Annotated in this window: 21 protein-coding genes; 1 reads left to right on the top strand and 20 read right to left on the bottom strand. The window is 70.7% G+C overall.

Features of this window, described 5'->3' with window-relative positions; all coding sequences use genetic code 11:
* Positions 1 to 19: 19 nt before the first annotated feature.
* On the top strand, positions 20 to 640 hold the full coding sequence (locus ACWDD9_RS23855) for a hypothetical protein (RefSeq protein WP_063780161.1): 621 nt from the start codon (positions 20 to 22) through the stop codon (positions 638 to 640).
* A 65-nt stretch (positions 641 to 705) separates the two neighbouring features.
* Here ACWDD9_RS23855 and ACWDD9_RS23850 read toward each other — a convergent pair whose 3' ends face one another.
* From ACWDD9_RS23850 to rho, 20 genes are all read right to left on the bottom strand, one after another.
* Positions 706 to 1,278: a cob(I)yrinic acid a,c-diamide adenosyltransferase gene (locus ACWDD9_RS23850; protein WP_049651800.1), complete on the bottom strand. Its 573-nt coding sequence runs from the start codon at positions 1,276 to 1,278 to the stop codon at positions 706 to 708.
* 53 nt (positions 1,279 to 1,331) lie between these two features.
* The gene (locus ACWDD9_RS23845; RefSeq protein WP_049651801.1) at positions 1,332 to 1,832 is read right to left on the bottom strand and encodes a DUF2550 domain-containing protein; all 501 of its coding nucleotides are present in this window, start codon (positions 1,830 to 1,832) and stop codon (positions 1,332 to 1,334) included.
* 148 nt (positions 1,833 to 1,980) lie between these two features.
* Entirely contained in the window at positions 1,981 to 2,364 is a 384-nt protein-coding gene (locus tag ACWDD9_RS23840) for a F0F1 ATP synthase subunit epsilon (protein ID WP_030235805.1), read from the bottom strand.
* A gap of 186 nt (positions 2,365 to 2,550) precedes the next feature.
* A complete protein-coding gene (atpD, locus tag ACWDD9_RS23835) occupies positions 2,551 to 3,996 on the bottom strand; it encodes a F0F1 ATP synthase subunit beta (protein ID WP_049651802.1) in 1,446 nt (481 codons plus the stop codon).
* A 2-nt stretch (positions 3,997 to 3,998) separates the two neighbouring features.
* A complete protein-coding gene (locus ACWDD9_RS23830) occupies positions 3,999 to 4,913 on the bottom strand; it encodes a F0F1 ATP synthase subunit gamma (protein ID WP_049651803.1) in 915 nt (304 codons plus the stop codon).
* Positions 4,914 to 4,945: 32 nt separating this feature from the next.
* Positions 4,946 to 6,520, bottom strand: a complete 1,575-nt coding sequence (gene atpA, locus ACWDD9_RS23825; protein WP_049651804.1) for a F0F1 ATP synthase subunit alpha — start codon at positions 6,518 to 6,520, stop codon at positions 4,946 to 4,948.
* A 156-nt stretch (positions 6,521 to 6,676) separates the two neighbouring features.
* Positions 6,677 to 7,492, bottom strand: a complete 816-nt coding sequence (locus ACWDD9_RS23820; protein WP_049651805.1) for a F0F1 ATP synthase subunit delta — start codon at positions 7,490 to 7,492, stop codon at positions 6,677 to 6,679.
* Positions 7,489 to 8,049, bottom strand: a complete 561-nt coding sequence (locus ACWDD9_RS23815; RefSeq protein WP_107086439.1) for a F0F1 ATP synthase subunit B — start codon at positions 8,047 to 8,049, stop codon at positions 7,489 to 7,491. Before ACWDD9_RS23815 ends, ACWDD9_RS23820 begins: the two co-directional genes overlap by 4 nt.
* A gap of 35 nt (positions 8,050 to 8,084) precedes the next feature.
* Positions 8,085 to 8,321: an ATP synthase F0 subunit C gene (gene atpE, locus ACWDD9_RS23810; protein ID WP_031074289.1), complete on the bottom strand. Its 237-nt coding sequence runs from the start codon at positions 8,319 to 8,321 to the stop codon at positions 8,085 to 8,087.
* Positions 8,322 to 8,417: 96 nt separating this feature from the next.
* Positions 8,418 to 9,230 carry a F0F1 ATP synthase subunit A gene (gene atpB, locus ACWDD9_RS23805; RefSeq protein WP_049651806.1) on the bottom strand — a complete coding sequence of 271 codons (813 nt, stop codon included), beginning with the start codon at positions 9,228 to 9,230 and terminating at the stop codon, positions 8,418 to 8,420.
* A gap of 285 nt (positions 9,231 to 9,515) precedes the next feature.
* Positions 9,516 to 9,959, bottom strand: coding sequence for a hypothetical protein (locus tag ACWDD9_RS23800; RefSeq protein WP_049651807.1), 444 nt, complete (start codon positions 9,957 to 9,959; stop codon positions 9,516 to 9,518).
* 296 nt (positions 9,960 to 10,255) lie between these two features.
* On the bottom strand, positions 10,256 to 11,545 hold the full coding sequence (locus ACWDD9_RS23795) for an MraY family glycosyltransferase (protein ID WP_049651812.1): 1,290 nt from the start codon (positions 11,543 to 11,545) through the stop codon (positions 10,256 to 10,258).
* A gap of 172 nt (positions 11,546 to 11,717) precedes the next feature.
* Positions 11,718 to 12,998, bottom strand: coding sequence for a serine hydroxymethyltransferase (locus ACWDD9_RS23790; RefSeq protein ID WP_049651808.1), 1,281 nt, complete (start codon positions 12,996 to 12,998; stop codon positions 11,718 to 11,720).
* Positions 12,999 to 13,116: 118 nt separating this feature from the next.
* Positions 13,117 to 13,776: an arsenate reductase/protein-tyrosine-phosphatase family protein gene (locus ACWDD9_RS23785; RefSeq protein WP_369808349.1), complete on the bottom strand. Its 660-nt coding sequence runs from the start codon at positions 13,774 to 13,776 to the stop codon at positions 13,117 to 13,119.
* A gap of 14 nt (positions 13,777 to 13,790) precedes the next feature.
* Complete coding sequence (locus ACWDD9_RS23780; RefSeq protein WP_049658072.1) at positions 13,791 to 14,438, bottom strand: L-threonylcarbamoyladenylate synthase; 648 nt, start codon at positions 14,436 to 14,438, stop codon at positions 13,791 to 13,793.
* Between the two features lie 200 nt (positions 14,439 to 14,638).
* On the bottom strand, positions 14,639 to 15,505 hold the full coding sequence (gene prmC / locus ACWDD9_RS23775) for a peptide chain release factor N(5)-glutamine methyltransferase (RefSeq protein ID WP_049658073.1): 867 nt from the start codon (positions 15,503 to 15,505) through the stop codon (positions 14,639 to 14,641).
* Positions 15,506 to 15,568: 63 nt separating this feature from the next.
* Complete coding sequence (gene prfA / locus ACWDD9_RS23770; protein WP_049658075.1) at positions 15,569 to 16,648, bottom strand: peptide chain release factor 1; 1,080 nt, start codon at positions 16,646 to 16,648, stop codon at positions 15,569 to 15,571.
* A 132-nt stretch (positions 16,649 to 16,780) separates the two neighbouring features.
* The gene (rpmE, locus tag ACWDD9_RS23765; protein ID WP_030057539.1) at positions 16,781 to 17,002 is read right to left on the bottom strand and encodes a 50S ribosomal protein L31; all 222 of its coding nucleotides are present in this window, start codon (positions 17,000 to 17,002) and stop codon (positions 16,781 to 16,783) included.
* 138 nt (positions 17,003 to 17,140) lie between these two features.
* A complete protein-coding gene (locus ACWDD9_RS23760; RefSeq protein WP_388044593.1) occupies positions 17,141 to 18,253 on the bottom strand; it encodes an LCP family protein in 1,113 nt (370 codons plus the stop codon).
* Between the two features lie 140 nt (positions 18,254 to 18,393).
* Positions 18,394 to 20,496: a transcription termination factor Rho gene (gene rho, locus ACWDD9_RS23755; RefSeq protein WP_181970680.1), complete on the bottom strand. Its 2,103-nt coding sequence runs from the start codon at positions 20,494 to 20,496 to the stop codon at positions 18,394 to 18,396.
* Positions 20,497 to 20,865 lie beyond the last annotated feature (369 nt).

Below are 20,865 nucleotides of genomic sequence, written 5' to 3'. Positions count from 1 at the left end.
AAACACCCGGGAGCAGAACGTGATCGTCACCCTCATCGTCGCGGCCGAGATCTCCTTCTGGATCCTGCTCGGCCTCGGCCTCGCCACCCGCTACCTGCTCCGGTGGCGCCGCACCAGCACCGCGCTGCTGGTCGGTCTGCCACTGGTGGACCTCACCCTCTACGCCCTCACCGTCCTCGACCTGCGCGGCGGCTCCACCGCGAGCTGGACGCACGCCCTGGCCGCGAGCTACGCGGGCTTCTCGATCGGCTACGGCCCCTCGCTGGTCCGCTGGGCCGACCGGCACTTCCTGCACCGCTTCGCCGGCGGCCCCAAGCCGCTGCCCTCGCCCAAGTACGGGCCCGAGCGGACCAGGTACGAGTGGCAGATCGCCGGCCGGACCGTCGTGTCCGCCGCCGTCACGCTGAGCCTGATCACCCTGCTCGTCCCGCTCTCCGCGGGCTCCGCCCACTTCGGCACCTTCCTCCAGTGGTACCTCAAGCTGGGCATCGCCGCCGTGGTCAACGTGATCGTGGCCGGCTGCTACTCGCTCTGGCCCAAGCAGCCGCCGGCCGGCGTGCTGGTCGAGGACGGCCGGGTGGTCACCGGGAAGACCCTCGCCGGGACCACCCCCGGCGGCACGCCCGCCGACCGGCCCTGAACCGTCGAGGGCCCGTCCCCGGACCCCCACGGGGGAGGAGTCCGGGGACGGGCCCTCGTCGCGTTCTAGCGGTTCTCGCCCGGGACCCAGAGCACGTCGCCGCGCTCCTTGTTGGCCACCCGGGCCAGGATGAACAGCAGGTCGGACAGCCGGTTGAGGTACTTCGCGGTCAGCGGGTTGACGCTGTCGCCGTGCTCCGCGATCGCCGACCAGGTGGAGCGCTCGGCCCGCCGGACCACCGTGCAGGCCAGGTGCAGGTGGGCCGCCCCGGCCGTGCCGCCGGGCAGGATGAAGCTGCGCAGCTTCTCCACCCGCGCCAGGTAGTCGTCGCAGTCCGCCTCCAGCCGGTCGATGTAGGACTGCAGCACCCGCAGCGGCGGGTACTTCGGGTCCTCCACCACCGGGGTGGACAGGTCGGCGCCGACGTCGAACAGGTCGTTCTGGACCCGGACGAGCACCGCCGTCATGTCCTCGGGCAGCTCCCCGACGGCGAGGGCCACCCCGATCGCCGCGTTCGCCTCGTTGGCGTCCGCGTACGCGATCAGTCTCGGATCGGTCTTGCTGGTCCGGCTCATGTCGCCGAGCGCGGTGGTGCCGTCATCGCCGGTACGGGTGTAGATGCGCGTCAGATTGACCATGCGGCCAGCGTAGCCGCCGGGTTAGGCGGCGTTAACCCCGCCTGGAGAGGCCGCTACGCGACATTCACCCTCTGCCCGGGCGGGGCCGCCTCCAGCCAGGCCAGGAAGCCGGTCAGCGCGTCCTCGCTCATCGCCAGTTCCAGCGGCGCCCCGTTGTGCAGGCAGCGCAGCACCACCGAGCCGGACAGCAGCGCCAGTTCCTCCTGGCCCTCCGGGTAGCGCCGGCCGAGCACCTCGATCTCCCGGCGCGGAAGCATCTTGCGCGGGCGCGGGGCGTACGAGAAGACCCGGAACCACTCGATCGAGTCACCGCTGTAGCGGCCGATACCAAAAACCCACCCCTTGCCGTCGGTCGGGGGGACCGGGGCTGAGGTGGGTTTGCCGTTCTCGTCGAGGTCGGGCTGCGTCGAGGCGTCGGCGGGCATTTTGAGCCGGTAACTGCAGTCGAAGGTGCCGCCGACCCGCTGGATCAGGCGGCGTCGGACGGCGAAGGCCATCAGCCCGATCACTCCCAGGGCCACGACCGCCGCACACACCACAAGCGCGAGGACCATGCTCACCTACCTCCTCGCTACCCGCGTTCCCCGTAACGGTCGTATCAAGCGACCGCGCTGACCTACCAACTACGACGACAGTCCCGGGGTCACGCTCGCGCGTCCCCGGGACCGTCGGTCGACCCCGCTAAACCGGGGTCCGGCGCACTCAGGCGTGGGCCTTGAGGCCGCGCGCCGCAAACAGACGGACCTCGGCGCGCCGCTCGGCGTGCTCGTCCAGGCCCGACTTGGCCTTCTCCAGTGCGCGCTCGGCACGCGCGACGTCGATCTCGTCCGCCAGCTCGGCGATCTCCGCGAGCAGAGACAGCTTGTTGTCGGCGAAGGAGATGAAGCCGCCGTGCACCGCGGCGATCACGGTGCCGCCGTCCACCGTGCGGATGGTGACGGGACCGGTCTCCAGCACGCTCAGCACCGGGGTGTGGCCCGGCATGATGCCGGTGTCACCGGAGGCCGTACGGGCGACGACGATGGTGGCCGCACCGGACCACACCTTGCGGTCGGCTGCGACCAGCTCGACGTGCAGCTCAGCCAACGTGGGCTCCTAGGCTCATGCAACGCCCGATTACTCGGGAGTTTCGGTAAGAATAACGGCCCCGCGCCTCCGGCATGAAACCGGCGGCACGGATTTGACCGGAATCACAGCCGATGCGACGCGAGGGGTGGGTCCCAGGGCTGGGGCCCACCCCTCACGGTCACGCTCAGCTGCTACCGGCCGCGATTACTTCTTCGCCAGCTCGGCGGCGTTCTTCTCGAGGTCCTCGATGCCACCGCACATGAAGAAGGCCTGCTCCGGGACGGAGTCGTACTTGCCGTCCGCGATCGCGTTGAAGGCCTCGATGGTCTCCGACAGCGGCACGGTCGAACCCTCGACACCGGTGAACTGCTTCGCCACGTAGGTGTTCTGCGAGAGGAAGCGCTCGATGCGACGGGCACGGTGCACCGTGATCTTGTCCTCTTCGGACAGCTCGTCGATACCGAGGATCGCGATGATGTCCTGGAGGTCCTTGTACTTCTGCAGGATCCCCTTGATACGGATGGCCGTGTCGTAGTGGGTCTGCGCGATGTACCGCGGGTCGAGGATGCGGGACGTGGAGTCCAGCGGGTCGACGGCCGGGTAGATGCCCTTCTCCGAGATCGGGCGCGACAGAACGGTCGTCGCGTCCAGGTGGGCGAAGGTGGTGGCCGGCGCCGGGTCGGTCAGGTCGTCCGCGGGGACGTAGATCGCCTGCATCGAGGTGATCGAGTGACCGCGGGTCGAGGTGATGCGCTCCTGGAGGAGGCCCATCTCGTCGGCCAGGTTCGGCTGGTAGCCCACCGCGGAGGGCATGCGGCCGAGCAGGGTCGACACCTCGGAACCGGCCTGGGTGAACCGGAAGATGTTGTCGATGAAGAGGAGCACGTCCTGCTTCTCGACGTCACGGAAGTACTCCGCCATGGTCAGCGCGGACAGCGCGACCCGCAGACGGGTGCCCGGCGGCTCGTCCATCTGGCCGAAGACCAGCGCGGTCTTGTCCAGAACGCCCGAGTCGACCATCTCGTCGATGAGGTCGTTGCCCTCACGGGTGCGCTCGCCGACACCGGCGAACACCGACACACCACCGAAGTTCTCGGCGACGCGGTAGATCATCTCCTGGATCAGAACGGTCTTGCCGACACCGGCACCACCGAACAGACCGATCTTGCCACCCGTGACGTACGGGGTGAGCAGGTCGATGACCTTGATACCGGTCTCGAACATCTCGGTCTTGGACTCGAGGTCCTTGAACTCGGGAGCCTTGCGGTGGATCGGCCAGCGGACCTCGACCTGCTTGTCGAACTCCGCCTTGTCGACGTTCAGCACGTCACCGAGGGCGTTGAACACCTTGCCCTTGGTGATCTGGCCGACCGGGACGGAGATCGCCGCACCGGTGTCGGAGACCTGCGAACCGCGGACCAGGCCGTCGGTCGGCTGCATCGAGATGCCGCGGACCATGCCGTCGCCGAGGTGCTGGGCGACCTCGAGGGTCAGGATCTTCTTGCCCGTGCCGTCGGGGTTGTCCACCTCGACGTGCAGGGCGTTGTACATGTCCGGAATCGCGTCGACGGGGAACTCCACGTCGACGACCGGGCCGATGACCCGCGCGACGCGGCCCGTCGCCGTGGTCGGCTCAACAGTGGTGGTCATACTCATTCGCTCCCGCGGCTAGCGTCGGCGAGGGCGTTGGCGCCGCCGACGATCTCGCTGATTTCCTGGGTGATCTCGGCCTGACGGGCCGAGTTGGCAAGCCGCGTGAGCGACTTGATGAGCTCGCCGGCGTTGTCCGTCGCGCTCTTCATCGCGCGGCGGCGGGCGGCGTGCTCGGAAGCGGCCGACTGCAGCAGCGCGTTGTAGATCCGGCTCTCGACGTACCGCGGCAGGAGCGCGTCCAGGACGCCCTCCGCCGACGGCTCGAAGTCGTACAGCGGGAAGATCTCCGACTTGGCCGGCGACTGGTCGCTGAGCTGGACCTCGTCCAGCTTCAGCGGCAGCAGCCGCGCCTCGACCGCGTTCTGCGTCAGCATCGACACGAACTCGGTGGAGACCAGGTGCAGCTCGTCCACGCCGCCGGTCTCGGCCGTGAAGGCCTCGATCAGGTCGGCCGCCACGGTCTTCGCGTCACCGTAGGTCGGCTTGTCCGAGAACCCCGTCCACGAGTCCGCCACCGTCAGGCCGCGGAACGTGTAGTACGAGACGCCCTTGCGGCCGATGATGTACGTCACCACGTCCTTGCCCTCGGACCGCAGGCGCTCGCTGAGCACCTGGGCGGCCTTGATGGCGTTGGTCGAGTAGCCGCCCGCCAGGCCGCGGTCCGCCGTGATCAGCAGGACCGCGGCACGCTTGGCGGCCGGGTTCTCGGTGGTGAGCGGGTGCTTGGCGTTGGACCGGGTGGCCACCGCCGTCACCGCCCGGGTGAGCTCATCGGCGTACGGAGTGGAGGCGGCCACCGCGCGCTGCGCCTTGACGATGCGCGACGCGGAGATCATCTCCATCGCCTTGGTGATCTTCTTCGTCGCGGTGACAGAGCGGATCCGGCGCTTGTAGACCCGAAGCTGTGCTCCCATGGGTCGTTACGTCCTTTCCCTCGCTACCGGACTCAGGCCTGCTCGGAGAGCAGCTTGCCGTCAGCGGTCTGGTACCCCTGCTTGAAGGCCTCGACGGCGCTGGTCAGAGCGTCGACGGTGCCGTCGGCCAGCAGGCCGGTCTCCACGATGCCGGCCAGCAGGTCCTTGTGCTGGAGGCGGACGTGGTCCAGGAACTCGCGCTCGAAGCGGCGGATCTCGGCGACCGGGACGTCGTCCAGCTTGCCGGTGGTGCCGGCCCAGATGGAGACGACCTGCTCCTCGACCGGGAACGGCTGGTACTGGCCCTGCTTCAGCAGCTCGACCATGCGCGCACCGCGCTCCAGCTGGGCCTTGGAGGCCGCGTCCAGGTCGGAACCGAAGGCGGCGAAGGCCTCCAGCTCACGGTACTGGGCGAGGTCCAGACGCAGGCGGCCGGCGACCGAGCGCATGGCCTTGATCTGGGCGGAGCCACCGACGCGGGAGACCGAGATACCGACGTTCACGGCCGGGCGGATGCCGGCGTTGAACAGGTCGGACTCCAGGAAGCACTGGCCGTCGGTGATGGAGATGACGTTGGTCGGGATGTACGCCGAGACGTCGTTGGCCTTGGTCTCGATGATCGGCAGACCGGTCATCGAGCCGCCGCCCAGGGCGTCGTTCAGCTTCGCGCAGCGCTCCAGCAGGCGGGAGTGCAGGTAGAAGACGTCACCCGGGTAGGCCTCGCGGCCCGGCGGGCGGCGCAGCAGCAGGGAGACGGAACGGTAGGCCTCGGCCTGCTTCGACAGGTCGTCGAAGATGATCAGGACGTGCTTGCCGTCGTACATCCACTCCTGGCCGATGGCCGAACCGGTGTACGGGGCGAGGTACTTGAAGCCGGCCGGGTCGGAGGCGGGAGCGGCCACGATGGTGGTGTACTCCAGCGCGCCGGCCTCCTCCAGGGCGCCGCGGACGGACGCGATGGTGGAGCCCTTCTGGCCCACGGCGACGTAGATGCAGCGGACCTGCTTCTCCGGGTCGCCCGAGCGCCAGTTGTCACGCTGGTTGATGATCGTGTCGACGGCCACCGCGGTCTTGCCGGTCTGGCGGTCGCCGATGATCAGCTGGCGCTGGCCGCGGCCGATCGGGGTCATCGCGTCGATGGCCTTGATACCGGTCTGCAGCGGCTGCTTGACCGACTTGCGGGCCATGACGCCGGGGGCCTGCAGCTCCAGGGCACGGCGACCGGTGGCGGCGATGTCGCCCAGGCCGTCGATCGGGTTGCCCAGCGGGTCCACGACGCGGCCGAGGTAGCCGTCGCCGACCGGAACCGAGAGGACCTCGCCGGTGCGGCGCACGGTCTGGCCCTCTTCGATGCCGCCGAACTCACCGAGGACGACGACACCGATCTCGCGGGTGTCGAGGTTCAGCGCGAGGCCGAGCGTGCCGTCCTCGAACTTCAGCAGCTCGTTCGCCATGACCGAGGGCAGGCCCTCGACATGCGCGATGCCGTCCGCCGCGTCAGTGACCTTGCCGACCTCTTCCACAGAAGCGGCGTCCGGCTGGTACGACTGGACAAAGTCGGCCAGCGCGTCCCGGATCTCCTCCGGACGGATCGTAAGCTCCGCCATCAGGCTTCCCTGCTCTCCTAGTTTGCGATCCTCGGCCCGCCATTGAGGGCCGCAAGTATTCGACTCTCGGCCGGGTCTTCCGAACCGGCCGTACGATGTGCCGGCTCCTTGGGGAGCCGGTTTCCCGACCGAGGGTCGGATGTGCTGCTTGGGTGCTCAGCCTTCGAGCGACTGGCGAGCGCCCTCGAGGCGGCTCGACACGGTGCCGTTGATGATCTCGTCGCCGATCTGCACCCGGACGCCGCCGACGACCTCGGGGTCGACGTCGATGTTCAGGTGGACCTGGCGGCCGTACATCCGGGCCAGAGCACCGGACAGGCGCTCCTTCTGGGTGTCCGACAGCGGCACCGCGGTGGTGACCAGGGCCACCACGCGGCCGCGGCGCGCGGCGGCGAGCTTCGAGTAGGACTCCAGGCCCTGCTCCAGGCTACGGCCACGCGGCACGTTGACGAGGGCGGTGACCAGCCGGACGGTACCGGCGTTGGCGCGGCCGCCGAGCAGCTTGCCGATCAGCCCGGCCTTCGCGACGGCACCGGCCTTCGGCTCGGTCAGCGCGGCGCGCAGCTCGTGCGAGCCGCTCACCACCCGGCCGAAGCGGAAGAGCTCGTCCTCGACGTCGTCCAGGGCGCCGGCCTTGTCCGCGGCGATGATCTCCGCGTAGGCGGCGAGCTCCTCGGTCGCGTCCACCAGGTCGCGCGAGCCCGACCAGCGGGAGCGGACCAGGCCGGAGACCAGGTCGACGGCCTCGCCGGAGACCTGGCCGGTCAGCAGCGAGGTGACCAGCTGGGCCTTGTCCTGGCCCGACCGCGAGGGGTCGGTCAGGACGCGGCGCAGCGACACCTCGCGGTCCAGCACGGCCGTGACGGCGGTGAGCTCCTCGGCGAGCTTGGCCGCGTCCACCGAGGTGGAGTCGGTCAGGCTCTCCAGGTTCTGCCGGCCGGCGACGAGGGCCTCACGGCTGGCGCCGATCACTTGGCCGCACCCTGAGCAACGGCGGCCTTGGCCTCCAGCTCGTCCAGGAAGCGGTCGATGACGCCGCTCTGCCGGGTGTGGTCCTCGAGGGACTCACCCACGATGCGGGACGCCAGCTGGGTGGCCAGCGAGCCCACGTCCTGACGCAGGGCGGCAGTGGCCTGCTTCTTGTCCGCCTCGATCTGGGCGTGACCGGCGGCGACGATGGCCTCGCGCTGGCGCTGGCCCTCCTCGCGCATCTCGGCGAGCTGGGCGGCACCCTGCTCGCGAGCCTGCTCGACGATGCGGGCAGCCTCGTGGCGCGCCTCGGCGAGCTCGGCGCGGTACTGCTCAAGCAGGGCCTGGGCCTCCACCTGGGCGGCCTCGGCGCGCTCCATCCCGCCCTCGATCGCGTCCCGGCGCTCCGACAGCACCTTCTCGATGCTGGGGAGGAGCTTCTTGCCGAGCAGACCGAAGACGATGAAGAAGCAGAGCAGGCCGATGATGATCTCGGGCCACGCGGGGAGGAGAGGGTTCATCTTCTCCTCGGCCGCGAGCTGGACGATCGCCATGCTCATATCTGGACCTTCCTCAGAAAGGGTCTACGGCGGGATTACTTGTTGCCGAAGACGAACGGCATGACGATGCCGATGAGGGCGAGCGCCTCGGTCAGCGCGAAGCCGATGAACATGTTGGAACGGATGAGACCGGCAGCCTCGGGCTGGCGGGCCATGGCCTGGACACCGTTACCGAAGATCAGACCGACGCCGATGCCGGGGCCGATGGCGGCGAGGCCGTAGCCCAGGGAGGCGACGGAACCGTAGACAGTGCCCTCAGCGAGGATGCTCATTGACGTTGTCCTTTGCAGGGTGGTGAACCGGTGGTGATTGGCCACCGGGCGATCCGGGACGGGAAGTGGTTCTCGGCGGGGCCGGGGCCCCGGGGCTCAGTGCGCCTCTTCCAGGGCACCGGCGATGTAGCTGCTGGCCAGCATCACGAAGATGTAGGCCTGCAGGAACTGGACCAGCAGCTCGAAGGCGGTCAGGCCGACGGCCACGATGAACGAGGCCGAGCCGTACAGCGCGCCCAGGGACGGGCTGAGCAGGTACCAGGAGGCGATGGAGAACATCACGATCAGCAGGTGGCCGGCGAACATGTTCGCGAAGGCTCGGACCGCGAGCGTGAAGGGGCGCACGAAGATGTTCGAGAAGAACTCGATCGGCACCAGGATGAACATGACCCAGCCGGGGATGCCCGACGGCCAGCAGAGGTTCTTGAGACCGCCGACGAAGCCGTGCTTCTTGAAGGTCAGCGTCATGTAGGTGATCCACACGACCGCAGCGAGGCCGGCCGGGAACGCGATCGCCGCCGACACCGGGAACTGTGCGAACGGGATGATCGACATGATGTTCATCAACCAGATGAAGAAGAACATCGAGACCAGCATCGGGACGTACTTCTCGCCCTTCTTGCCGATCGTCTCCAGCACGATGGAGCGCTTGACGAAGTCGTAGCCGATCTCACCGACCAGCTGCAGCTTGCCGGGGACGAGGCGCGGCTTGGCGAAGGCGGCCCAGAAGAACACGACGACCAGGAGCGCGACGATGATCGACAGCAGCATCGGCTTGTTGAACTCGATGCTGCCGATCGAGAAGATCGGCTTGAACTGGAACTCGTTCAGACCCGGGGCCGGGAAGCCACAGCCAGCGTCCCCGAAGTGGCAACTGCCTGAGGCGAGGGACGTGAGTTCAGCACTCACCGCGGACTCCTTCGTCGTGACGCATGGTTACGGCAACCTCGGTGTGTCGGCGTGGCCTGCGACCACGGAGCGGCACTGGAACTTGATGGGTTTCTCGCCGACCCCGCGCGCCGGTGCACGGCACCACAGCGGGATCATCGAAGACTGCGCGGATCAGGGGGGCGATCCGTCCGCTCTCCGGACAGACCAGGCCTCTTCCCGTACTCCGTTGTTGCGACGGACGATAGCAGCCCGTCAGTGCGGCATAAACACCGCCCCCCTCGTTGGGGGGACAGTTGGGCCTCGTCACTGTTGACGCCCCTTGTCGGAGGGCTTGTCGCCCTTCTTTTCGGAGGCGTCGGGGTCGACGTAGAAGGTTTTGGCCTTGAGCGCACCGCGCACCTGGAAGCCCGTCCAGATCAGGGCGCAGCCGAGCAGGGTGAACGCGAAGGCCTGCCGGTTGAACAGCTCGGTGTCCTTGAAGACCGCGAGCACGATGCCGACCAGCAGGATCTGCGTGGTGTACACCAGCAGCGCGGCGGCCATCATGATCTGCGGGTTCGACCTGGTCAGCCGGTCGAGCGCGACCTGGCCGAAGCTGAAGAAGGCCATCACGAGGAGCGCGCCGAAGAGGGCGCCGAGCAGCCCCTTCCCACCGGCAACGGCAAAGGAGATCACCATGGCGATGATTCCGGCGACCGCAGTGGGAATCGCGGCGCCTCGGAGGATCCGGGCGTCGGTGGACGGCATGTCGGCAGCTCCGGCGGCATGTCGATGTGGCGGGGGACGGGCACTGCGGTGGCGGGTGACACCGGACCGAGGCATCGCCGCGGGCCGCCATGTGAGCGACGGGCCCGGTGAGGGAGACCGACAGGGACGGAAGTCATCCACCTGTCAGGTCTTTCGGCGTGTTCTCGATACTCGTGAACGGTATCACAAACTATTTGATGAGAGCTTTACCATGAATGTGTGGCACCTGTCACACCAACGGCGCAACGATTCCGCCGTTCGGGTGACGGCCACCTGTCGTGGCATCAACTCCCTTGTCAGTGGCGGCCGGTGGCCTTGGGGTGGGAGCCGACCGCGGTGGAGCCCACGCCGGACTCCCGCCCGGCTTCACCCAGGAGTTCCTTGTCCTTGGCCGACAGTTCAGCCATCGGACCGCTCTGCTGCCGGCGGTAGCGCGGGGGGACGAAGGACTGCACCGCCCGCGGGGCGCGCGGCCGGAACCGCGGGGTGAGCAGCACCACCAGGCCGACCAGGCAGAGCCCGGCGAGCGTCAGGACGACGGTGCGGCCGGTGTTGGTCACCGAGAAGGCGACCGAGCCGAAGGCGATCAGCGCGGCCCAGAAGTACATGATCATCACGGCGCGGCTGTGCGAGTGCCCCACCTGGAGCAGCCGGTGGTGCAGGTGGCGCTTGTCCGCGGCGAACGGGGACTGGCCCGCCCAGGTGCGGCGCACCACCGCGAGCAGCAGGTCGGCCAGCGGCAGCGCGATGACCGTCAGCGGCAGCAGCAGCGGGATGTAGATCGGCACCAGGGCGTGCACGGCGGCGGTCTGCGAGCCGGCCTCGTTGCTGATCAGGTCCGGGTCGACCCGGCCGGTGATGGAGATCGCGGCGACGGCCAGCATCAGGCCCAGCATCATCGAGCCGGAGTCGCCCATGAAGATCCGCGCGGGGTGCATGTTGTGCGCCAGGAAGCCCAGGCACATGCCGATCAGCAGCACGCTGAACAGCACGGCGGGGGCCGCGTCGGAGATCGTGTAGCCGTACCAGAGCCGGTAGCTGTACAGGAAGAAGGCCATCGCGGCGATGCACACCATGCCGCCGGCCAGGCCGTCCAGGCCGTCGATGAAGTTCACCGCGTTGACCATGACGACGACCAGGGTGACCGAGATGACCATGCCCTGGGTCGGGCTCACCGCGACCGGGCCGACACCGGGCACCGGGAGGGTGATCACCGTGACGCCCTGCCAGACCATCACGCCGGCGGCGATCATCTGGCCGCCGAGCTTCACCAGCGCGTCCACGCCCCACTTGTCGTCGAGCACCCCGAGCAGGAACATGATCCCGGCCCCGGACAGCAGCGCGCGGATGTCGGTGCCCTGCGAGAACACCTTGCTCAGGTTGTCCAGCTGCGAGGCGACCAGGATGCCCGCGCACAGTCCGCCGAACATCGCGATGCCGCCGAGCCGCGGCGTGGGTTCGCGGTGCACGTCGCGGGCGCGCACCGGCGGCATGGCGCCGGCCGCGATGGCGAACTTCCGGACCGGGCCCGTCAACAGGTAGGTGACGGCGGCGGTGCAGAACAGCACCAGCAGATACTCACGCACCACTGGCCTCCTGCATCACTGTCGAACGGGGAAGTACCGAAGGTACTCCCCTGCCTTCCCGGGGTTCGAGGTGCGTCGCCACGGCACACACCTTATTGAGTCGGACGCCCGGACCGTGCATCGCGGTTCGCCCTCCCGGGTAGGAGATCCGGATACCCGCGGAAGGCCGCCGTCAGGCCCGGTCGGCGAAGGCCGCCGCCAGCTCCCGGACCCGCGCCGCGGCCGGGACGACCGCGTCCCCGGCGAGCACCCGCGCGATCAGCCCGGCGATCTCCGCCAGCTCCGGCTCCCCCATCCCCTGGCTGGTGACCGTGCCCGTGCCCAGCCGGATGCCGGAGGTCTCGGCGGCCGGCGCCGGGTCGTACGGCAGCGCGCACTTGCCGAGCAGCAGCCCGGCCGCCGCGCAGCGCCGCTCGGCCTCCGCGCCGGTCACGCCGAGCGGGCTCACGTCGGCGGTCACCAGATGGGTGTCGGTACCGCCCGTCAGGGGGCGCATTCCGGCCTCTGCGAGCCCCGCGGCGAGCGCCCGCGCCCCGGACACCGTCCGCTCCGCGTACGCCCGGTACGCGGGCTTCGAGGCCTCCGCGAGGGCCACCGCCTTGCCGGCCACCTCGTTCATCGCCGCGCCGCCCTGGCTGAACGGGAACACCGCCCGGTCGATCCGCTCGGCCAGCTCCGCGGTGCACAGCAGCAGCCCGCCGCGCGGGCCGCGCAGCAGCTTGTGGGTGGCCGCCACCGTGACGTCCGCGTACGGCACCGGGGAGGGCGCCACCCCGGCCGCGATCAGCCCGGTGGTCTGCGCGGCGGAGGCGATCAGGTAGGCGTCCACCTCGTCGGCGATCTCGCGGAACGCCGCCCAGTCCGGGTGCCGGGGGTGCGAGATCGAGCCCGCCACGATGGCCTTGGGACGGTGCTGCCGGGCCAGGTCGCGGACCTGGTCGAGGTCGATCAGCCCGTCGGACTCGCGCACGCCGTAGCCGGTGAAGTCGAACCAGCGCCCGGAGAAGTTGGCGCGCGAGCCGCAGCTGAGGTGGCCGCCGTGCTCCAGCGACATCGCCAGCACCCCGTCGCCGGGCCGCAGCAGCGCCGCGTACGCCGCCAGCATCGCCGAAGTCGCCGACCGCGGCTGGACGTTGGCGTGCGGGGCGGCGAACAGCTCGCGGGCCCGGTCGATCGCCAGCAGCTCGGCGGCGTCCGCCAGCGCGCAGCCGGTGTGGTGCCGGCGGCCCGGGTAGCCCTCGGCGTACTTGTCGATCAGCGGGCCGGTGAGCGCCGCCAGGACGGCGGGGGTGGTCAGGTTCTCCCCCGCCAGCAGCTGGATCGTCTCGGCGCGCCGCTCGGCCTCCGCGGCCAGCAGGTCGGCCAGCTGCGGATCGGCCCGGTGCAGCGCCTCGGACGCCCAGGGGCGCCCGGTCGTGGCGGTCGGGCCGGACGCGGCATCGGTGACGGTCATGGCGGGGCTCCCGGGCGCTGCGGGGACTGTGTCACCCAGCGTAGGACCGCTCCCGCCACCCGGCCCGCCGGGCCGCGGCCGAACGGCCCCGTGCGGCGCCCTGCCCGGGCCCGGCCCGTCAGCGCGGCGCGGGGACGCCGGTCAGCGCGGTGACCACCGGGTCGACCGCGTGGAATATCTCCTCGCCGCAGTTGCGGAACATGCCGATCGGCGCCCCGTACGGGTCGTCCACCTCGTCCGACTCCGGCGTGGCGGCCAGCAGCCAGCCGCGCAGCGCGGCGGCGGCCCGGACCAGCGCGCGGGCCCGCTCGGTGACGTCGGCGCCGCGCCTCGGGTCCGGCAGGGTGCCCGGGTCTATCGTCCGCACCAGGCGGGTGAACTCCTTCAGCGTGAAGGTGCGCAGCCCCGCCTCGTGGCCCATCGAGATCACCTGGGCGCGGTGGTCCAGCGTCGCCGTGAGCACCAGGTCGGCCTCGACCACGTGCTCGTCCAGCAGCTCGCGGCCGGTGAAGCCGCCGCTGTCGGCGCCGTACTCGTCGAGCACGGTCGCGGCGTGGTCCTCCATCGGCGCGCCCTCGTGGCCCCAGGTGCCGGCGCTCTCCACCAGGATCCGGCCGGCCACCCGGGGGCTCAGCCGGGTGTCCAGCTCACGCCGGGTCAGCCGCTCGGCGATCGGCGAGCGGCAGATGTTCCCCGTGCAGACGAACAGGATCCGGAAGTGGTCCAGCGGCCTGGGGCCCACGCTCAGGTACGGCGCTATGCCCGGCCCGGCGTGCAGCGAGGCGGTGGGCGTCAACTGCCGGCCTCCAGGTCGGGGACGACCTCCCTCAGCTGCTCGACGCTGATCGCACCGGCCCGCAGCAGGACCGGGACCTTGCCGGTGACGTCCACGATCGACGAGGTGGCGGAGTCCTCGGCCGCCCCGCCGTCCAGGTAGACCGAGACCGCGTCGCCGAGCTGGGCCTGTGCCTCGTCACAGGTCAGCGGGGAGACCCCGCCGATCCGGTTGGCACTGGAGACGGCCAGCGGGCCGGTGCTGTTCAGCAGCTCGATGGCGACCGGGTGCAGCGGCATCCGGACCGCGACGGTGCCGCGGGTGTCGCCGAGGTCCCAGCGCAGTGAGGGCTGGTGCCGGGCGACCAGGGTGAGCCCGCCCGGCCAGAAGGCGTCGACCAGCTCCCAGGCCTGCTCGGAGAAGTCGGTGACCAGGCCGTGCAGGGTGGTCGGCGAGCCGACCAGCACCGGCGAGGGCGTGTTGCGGCCGCGGCCGCGGGCGGCCATCAGCTCGCCGACCGCCTCCGGGGAGAAGGCGTCCGCACCGACCCCGTACAGGGTGTCGGTGGGCAGCACGACGAGTTCGCCGCGGCGGATGGCCGAGGCGGCCTCGCGCAGACCGGTGGCGCGGTCCCCGGCATCGGCACAGTCGTAACGGCGGCTCATCGGTGCGGTCCCCTTCCGGAGTGGCTCATGGCGTTACAGCGCAGCCTTGCGCGCCGTCGTACGGTGCTCGGTGGTCACGACCCGACCCTCCGGGCGGTCGTCCTGTGCCCGACTGTTCACGACCCGACCCTCCGGGCGGTCGTCCTGTGCCCGACCGTTCACGACCCGACCCTCCGGGCGGTCGTCCTGTGCCCGACTGTTCACGACCCGACCCTCCGGGCGGTCGTGAAGCGGGGCCGGTTGTTCAGGTCGCGGTGGTCGGCGGTGTCCGTCCAGCCGTGTTCCTCGTTGAAGATCCACGGCACCTGGCCGCCCTGCTGGTCGGCGTGCTCGATCACCACCGCGCCGCCCGGGCGCAGCAGTCGGGCCGCGACCCGCTCGATGCCGCGGATGGTGTCCAGGCCGTCCTCGCCGGAGAACAGGGACATCTGCGGGTCGTGGTCGCGGGCCTCCGGCGCGACGTACTCCCACTCGGTGAGCGGGATGTACGGCGGGTTGGAGATGACCAGGTCGAAGCGGCCGTCCCAGGAGCGGTCGTCCTCGAAGGCCTTGGTGGCGTCACCGGCGTGCAGGGTGACCCGGGCGCGGTCCGGGCTGGCCTCGATGTTGCGCCGGGTGTACTCCAGCGCCCCCTCGTCCAGTTCGAAGGCGTGCACGGTGGAGCGCGGCAGTTCCTGGGCCAGGGCGAGGGCGATCGCGCCGGAGCCGGAGCACAGGTCCACCACCAGCGGCTCGGCCACGTCCATGTCGCGCACCGCGTCTATCGCCCACTCGACGACCGTCTCGGTCTCCGGCCGGGGCACGAACACCCCGGGGCCGACCTCCAGTTCGAGGTAGCGGAAGAACGCCCGCCCGGTGATGTGCTGGAGCGGCTCGCGCGCCTCGCGGCGGGAGACCGCCTCCCAGTAGCGGGCGTCGAAGTCGGCGTCCTTCACCGTGTGCAGCTGGCTGCGCTTGACGCGGTGGACGTAGGCGGCGAGCTCCTCCGCGTCGAAGCGCGGCGACGGCACGCCGGCCGCGGCCAACCGCTGGGTGGCCTGGGCCACCTCGGCGAGCAGCAGGTTCATCCGTACGACCTCTTGTTTCTGCGCTCCGGCTTCGGGCGAAGCGCGGGCTGGGGCGCGCCGGTCTCAGTTCTCTTGGGCCGCGGCGGCGAGCTTGGCCTCCGCGTCCTTGTCGACGCAGGACTGGATCACCGCGTTCAGTTCGCCGTCCAGGACCTGGTCCAGGTTGTACGCCTTGAATCCGGTGCGGTGGTCCGAGATGCGGTTCTCGGGGTAGTTGTACGTGCGGATCCGCTCCGAGCGGTCGACCGTACGGACCTGGCTGCGGCGCGCGTCCGAGGCCTCCCGCTCGGCCTCCTCCTGCGCGGCGGCCAGCAGCCGCGAACGCAGGATGCGCATCGCCTGCTCCTTGTTCTGGAGCTGGCTCTTCTCGTTCTGGCAGGACGCCACGATACCGGTCGGCAGGTGGGTGATCCGGACCGCGGAGTCGGTGGTGTTGACCGACTGGCCGCCGGGGCCGGAGGAGCGGTAGACGTCGATCCGCAGGTCGTTGGCGACGATCTCGACCTCGACCTCCTCCGCCTCGGGGGTGACCAGCACGCCCGCCGCGGAGGTGTGGATGCGGCCCTGGGACTCGGTGGCGGGGACGCGCTGCACGCGGTGCACGCCGCCCTCGTACTTCAGCCGGGCCCAGACGCCCTGGCCGGGCTCGGCGTTGCCCTTGGTCTTCACGGCCACCGAGACGTCCTTGTAGCCGCCGAGGTCGGACTCGTTGGAGTCGATGATCTCGGTCTTCCAGCCGATCCGCTCCGCGTAGCGCAGGTACATCCGGAGCAGGTCGCCGGCGAACAGCGCGGACTCCTCGCCGCCCTCGCCCGCCTTGATCTCCAGGATGACGTCCTTGTCGTCACTCGGGTCGCGCGGCACCAGCAGCAGCCGCAGCTCCTCGGTGAGCTCGTCCCTGCGGGCCTCGGAGGCCTTCGCCTCGGCGATGAACTCCGGGTCCTCCGCGGCGAGTTCGCGCGCGGCCTCGATGTCCTCGCCGGCCTGCCGCCACTGCCGGTAGACCCGGGTGATCGGGGTCAGCTCGGCGTACCGCTTGGCCAGCTTGCGGGCGTTGGCCTGGTCGGCGTGGACGGACGGGTCGGCCAGCCTCGTCTCGAGGTCGGCGTGCTCGACGAGGAGCTCTTCGACTGCCTCGAACATGGGGTGGCCTTCTTCCCGGTGACTCGGAAACGTGTGGGGGGTGGGGAATTCGCGGGGGGACGCGAACGGCGCCGGCCCCCAGCGCCCCCGACAACGAGTACGGGGGCACCGGGAACCGGCGCCGAGGGAGCGCTAGGCCTTCGCGCTGTGCTGCTTGCCGAAGCGGGCCTCGAAGCGGGCCACGCGGCCACCGGTGTCGAGGATCTTCTGCTTGCCGGTGTAGAACGGGTGGCACTGCGAGCAGACCTCGGCGCGGATCTCGCCACTGGTCTCGGTCGAGCGGGTGGTGAACTCGGCGCCGCAGGTGCAGGTCACGCGCGTGACCACGTACTCGGGGTGAACGTTGGGCTTCAAGGGGTTCTCCTAGGTTTCGGGAGGGTACCGGGTCGGCGGCTGGGGCGCCGCACGTGAACCGGGACCGACGGACCAGTCTGCCAGGACCGGCCGCATCTTCCCAAACCGGGTCGCGTTCCGGGATATTCCGGACCCCCCTCAGCGCGTGGCGGTGGCCTTCGCGGACGGCTTCCCCGCGGCCGGCGCGGGGGCCGTGGGGGCCGCCTGGGCGGGGTTCTCCGGCTGTTCGGAGACGATCGCGGAGGGGAACGGCTGGTCGGCCTTGAGCGCCGCCCAGACCTGCCCCGCCTGCGGCTGCAGCGGGACCACCCGGTTCGGGTCGCTGGGGGCCGTCTCCACCGGCAGGGTGACCATGCTCAGCTGGTCCGGGCCTATCCCCTTGAGCTCCTGGGCGAGCCCCACCAGCGAGTTCACCGAGCCGAGCGCGGAGTCGGTGGTGATGCTCCTGGTCACCGTGTCACCGACCGACCACAGCTTGACCGGGTTGGTGAGCATCCCGCTCCCCCCGACCTGCTGCAGCAGCGACTTCACCATCTGCTTCTGGAGCTCGATCCGGCCGAGGTCGCTGCCGTCGCCGACGCCGTGCCGGGTGCGCACGAAGGCCAGCGCCTGCTGTCCGTCCAGGTGGTGCTCGCCGGGCGGCAGGTCGAGCCCGCTGTCCTTGTCGTGGATGGCCACCGTGGTGGTCACGGTGGCCCCGCCTATCGCGTCCACGACCCGGGCGAAGCCGGCGAAGTCGACCTGCAGGTAGTGGTCCATCCGCAGCCCGGTGAGCTGCTCGGTGGTCTTGACCGCGCAGGCCGCGCCGCCGCTCTCGAAGGCGCTGTTGTACATCGCGCGCTTGGCGCCGGGCACCGGCTTGCCGTTCGCGTCGACGCAGTCGGGGCGGGCGACCAGGGTGTCGCGCGGGATCGAGACGATCTGGGCGCCGGAGTGGGCCTGGTTGACGTGCACCACCATCGCGGTGTCCGAGCGGGCGGTGCCGCCGGTGTCCCCGCCGGCGACCGAGCCGTTGTCGCCGGCCCGCGAATCGGAGCCGAGCACCAGGATGTTGAAGGAGCCGTCGGTGGCGGCCGGCGGCCGGGCGTCGCCGAGCCGGGCGTCGATGTCGACGCTGGTGATGTTCCCGTTGAGCCTGAAGTAGGCGAAGAGGCCCGCGCCGGCGCCGAGGACGACGAGCGCGGCGAACGCGCAGGCAGCCGTCCGCAGGATTCTGCGGCGGCGACTCAGGACCCTCTTGTGCTCGGCCATACGGTCCAGAGTAAATCGGACAACATGATCCAAACGCCCCCAAGGTGTCCCGACTCTGGAACAAAGCGGCCAGGACGCACGGAACCCCGGACCGCTCGCGCGATCCGGGGTTCCGTGCTTCGACAGCCGTCCGGCTACGGTCAGTCGCCGGAGCCGGGGGTGGTCTTGGCGATCTGCATCAGGAACTCGGCGTTGCTCTTGGTCTGCTTCATCTTGTCCAGGAGCAGCTCGATCGCCTGCTGCGAGTCGAGCGCGTGCAGCACCCGGCGGAGCTTCCAGACGATGGCCAACTCCTCGCTGCCGAGCAGGATCTCCTCCTTGCGGGTGCTGGAGGCGTCCACGTCGACGGCCGGGAAGATGCGCTTGTCCGAGAGCTTCCGGTCGAGCTTGAGCTCCATGTTGCCGGTGCCCTTGAACTCCTCGAAGATCACCTCGTCCATGCGCGAGCCGGTCTCGACCAGCGCGGTGGCCAGGATGGTCAGCGAGCCGCCGTTCTCGATGTTGCGCGCGGCGCCGAAGAACTTCTTCGGCGGGTACAGCGCGGTCGAGTCGACACCACCGGACAGGATGCGGCCGGAGGCCGGCGCCGCCAGGTTGTAGGCGCGGCCGAGGCGGGTGATCGAGTCCAGCAGGATGACCACGTCGTGGCCCAGCTCCACCAGGCGCTTGGCCCGCTCGATGGCCAGCTCGGCGACGGTGGTGTGGTCCTCGGCCGGGCGGTCGAAGGTCGAGGAGATGACCTCGCCCTTCACCGACCGCTGCATGTCGGTGACCTCTTCCGGACGCTCGTCGACCAGGACGACCATCAGGTGGCACTCGGGGTTGTTGTGGGTGATCGCGTTGGCGACCGCCTGGAGCACCATGGTCTTGCCGGTCTTCGGCGGCGCGACGATCAGACCGCGCTGGCCCTTGCCGATCGGCGACACCAGGTCGATGATCCGGGTGGTCAGCACGCCCGGGTCGGTCTCCAGGCGCAGCCGCTCCTGCGGGTAGAGCGGGGTGAGCTTGTTGAACTCGGGGCGGCCGCGGCCGCTCTCCGGGTCCATGCCGTTGACGGAGTCCAGGCGCACCATGGCGTTGAACTTCTCGCGGCGCTCGCCCTCGCGCGGCTGGCGCACCGCACCGGTGATGGCGTCACCCTTGCGCAGGCCGTTCTTGCGGACCTGGGCGAGCGAGACGTAGACGTCGTTCTGGCCCGGCAGGTAGCCGGAGGTGCGCACGAACGCGTAGTTGTCGAGGATGTCGAGGATGCCCGCGACCGGGATCAGGACGTCGTCCTCGCCGACCTGCGGCTCGGCCACGCCGGCGGCCTCGAAGCCGTCACGGCCACGACGGCCGCGGCGGTCGCGGTAGCGCCCGCGCCGGCCGCGGCGGCCCTCGCCGAACTCGTCGTCCTCGTAGCCGCCCTGCTGCTGGGCCTGCGGCTGCTGGGTCTGCTGGCCCTGACGGCCCTGCTGCTCGGCCTGGCCGCCCTGCTGCTGGCCGCCGCCCTGCTGGGGCTGGCGGTCGGCGCGCTCGCGGCGGTTGCGGCGGTCGCGGCGCGACTCGCGGCTGTCGCCGTCCTGGGCCTCGCCGCCCTCCTGGCGGTCGGTGCGCTCGGTGCGCTCGGTGCCCTCGCGGCGGTCACGGCGCTCGCGGCGGTCGCGACGCGACTCGCGGCCGTCCTCGCGGCCCTCGAAGCCGCGGGTCTCGGCCGGGCGGGCCTCGGCCTGCTTCGGCTCGGCGACCGCGACGGTGGCGGGCTCGGCGGCGGCCTCGGCGACCGGGGCGACGGGCGCGCCGGCGGCCGAGGTGGCCCGGCGGCGGGTGCGCTCGGTACGGGCGGGCGCGGCGGTCTCCGCGGCGGCCTGGACCGGGATCTCGATCTGGGCCTGCGGCTCGGCGGCGGCCGGGGCCTCGGCCTTGGCGGCGGCGGCCTTGGTACGGCGGGCCGGCTTCTCGGCCGGGGCCTCGGCGTCCGCCTTGGCGGCGGTGCGCTTGGCGGCCGGGGCGGTGCCGCCGGCGGCGAGCAGCGGGTCCCCGCCGCTCTTCTCCTTGATGGTCTCGATCAGCTGGCTCTTGCGCATGCGTCCGGTACCGGTGATGCCAAGGTCCGCGGCGAGCTTCTGGAGCTCGGCCAGGACCATGCCGTCCAGGCCCGCGGCGGCACTGCGGCGGCGCCGCGCCGGAGCAGCGGGGGCGGCGGCTGCGTCCGACGCCTCTGCGTCCGGGCGCGCGCCCATCAGATCGGTGGAGTCGCTCACTAAGGGTCCTTCCCTGGAGCGGACGTCGGCCTGTCTGGCTCGGCGACCGGTTGTGCTGTCCTGACCAACGCTCGACTGCGTCGGTCCGAGGCGGTGATCCCTCGAATGGCGGGAGCCTGTCGAGAGAGGGTTACGTGCGAGGTGCGGTGCGTGAAGCACGGTGGTGCTGAGTGGCGCGTGGGCCGGTCGTGTGTCGACCTCCCCTGAGGGCGTAACCCCCACGCTTCCTGCGAATCCCGGGCCCCCGTCGCGTGACGGTGGCCCGTGCTCCGCCCGTCCTGGCCTCAGGTGGGAGGCTGCGGGTGGGAGTCAGGTGCCGTCACGGCTTCGGGATGCGGCCGCATGTCGCGCAGGCAGGCTGCGTACGCG

It is taken from the genome of Kitasatospora sp. NPDC001119 (assembly GCF_053598475.1).
Note: the sequence above shows the minus strand (reverse complement) of the source record. Positions and strands in the feature narration are given on the sequence as shown.

Bases quoted from the DNA above. Each gene is read 5' to 3' on its own strand.
- ACWDD9_RS23850 (WP_049651800.1), bottom strand. From the start codon at position 1,278: ATGGTCAATCTGACGCGCATCTACACCCGTACCGGCGATGACGGCACC.
- ACWDD9_RS23845 (WP_049651801.1), bottom strand. From the start codon at position 1,832: ATGGTCCTCGCGCTTGTGGTGTGTGCGGCGGTCGTGGCCCTGGGAGTG.
- atpD (WP_049651802.1), bottom strand. From the start codon at position 3,996: ATGACCACCACTGTTGAGCCGACCACGGCGACGGGCCGCGTCGCGCGG.
- ACWDD9_RS23830 (WP_049651803.1), bottom strand. From the start codon at position 4,913: ATGGGAGCACAGCTTCGGGTCTACAAGCGCCGGATCCGCTCTGTCACC.
- atpA (WP_049651804.1), bottom strand. From the start codon at position 6,520: ATGGCGGAGCTTACGATCCGTCCGGAGGAGATCCGGGACGCGCTGGCC.
- ACWDD9_RS23815 (WP_107086439.1), bottom strand. From the start codon at position 8,049: ATGAGCATGGCGATCGTCCAGCTCGCGGCCGAGGAGAAGATGAACCCT.
- atpE (WP_031074289.1), bottom strand. From the start codon at position 8,321: ATGAGCATCCTCGCTGAGGGCACTGTCTACGGTTCCGTCGCCTCCCTG.
- ACWDD9_RS23800 (WP_049651807.1), bottom strand. From the start codon at position 9,959: ATGCCGTCCACCGACGCCCGGATCCTCCGAGGCGCCGCGATTCCCACT.
- ACWDD9_RS23790 (WP_049651808.1), bottom strand. From the start codon at position 12,998: ATGACCGTCACCGATGCCGCGTCCGGCCCGACCGCCACGACCGGGCGC.
- ACWDD9_RS23780 (WP_049658072.1), bottom strand. From the start codon at position 14,438: ATGAGCCGCCGTTACGACTGTGCCGATGCCGGGGACCGCGCCACCGGT.
- prmC (WP_049658073.1), bottom strand. From the start codon at position 15,505: ATGAACCTGCTGCTCGCCGAGGTGGCCCAGGCCACCCAGCGGTTGGCC.
- prfA (WP_049658075.1), bottom strand. From the start codon at position 16,648: ATGTTCGAGGCAGTCGAAGAGCTCCTCGTCGAGCACGCCGACCTCGAG.
- ACWDD9_RS23760 (WP_388044593.1), bottom strand. From the start codon at position 18,253: ATGGCCGAGCACAAGAGGGTCCTGAGTCGCCGCCGCAGAATCCTGCGG.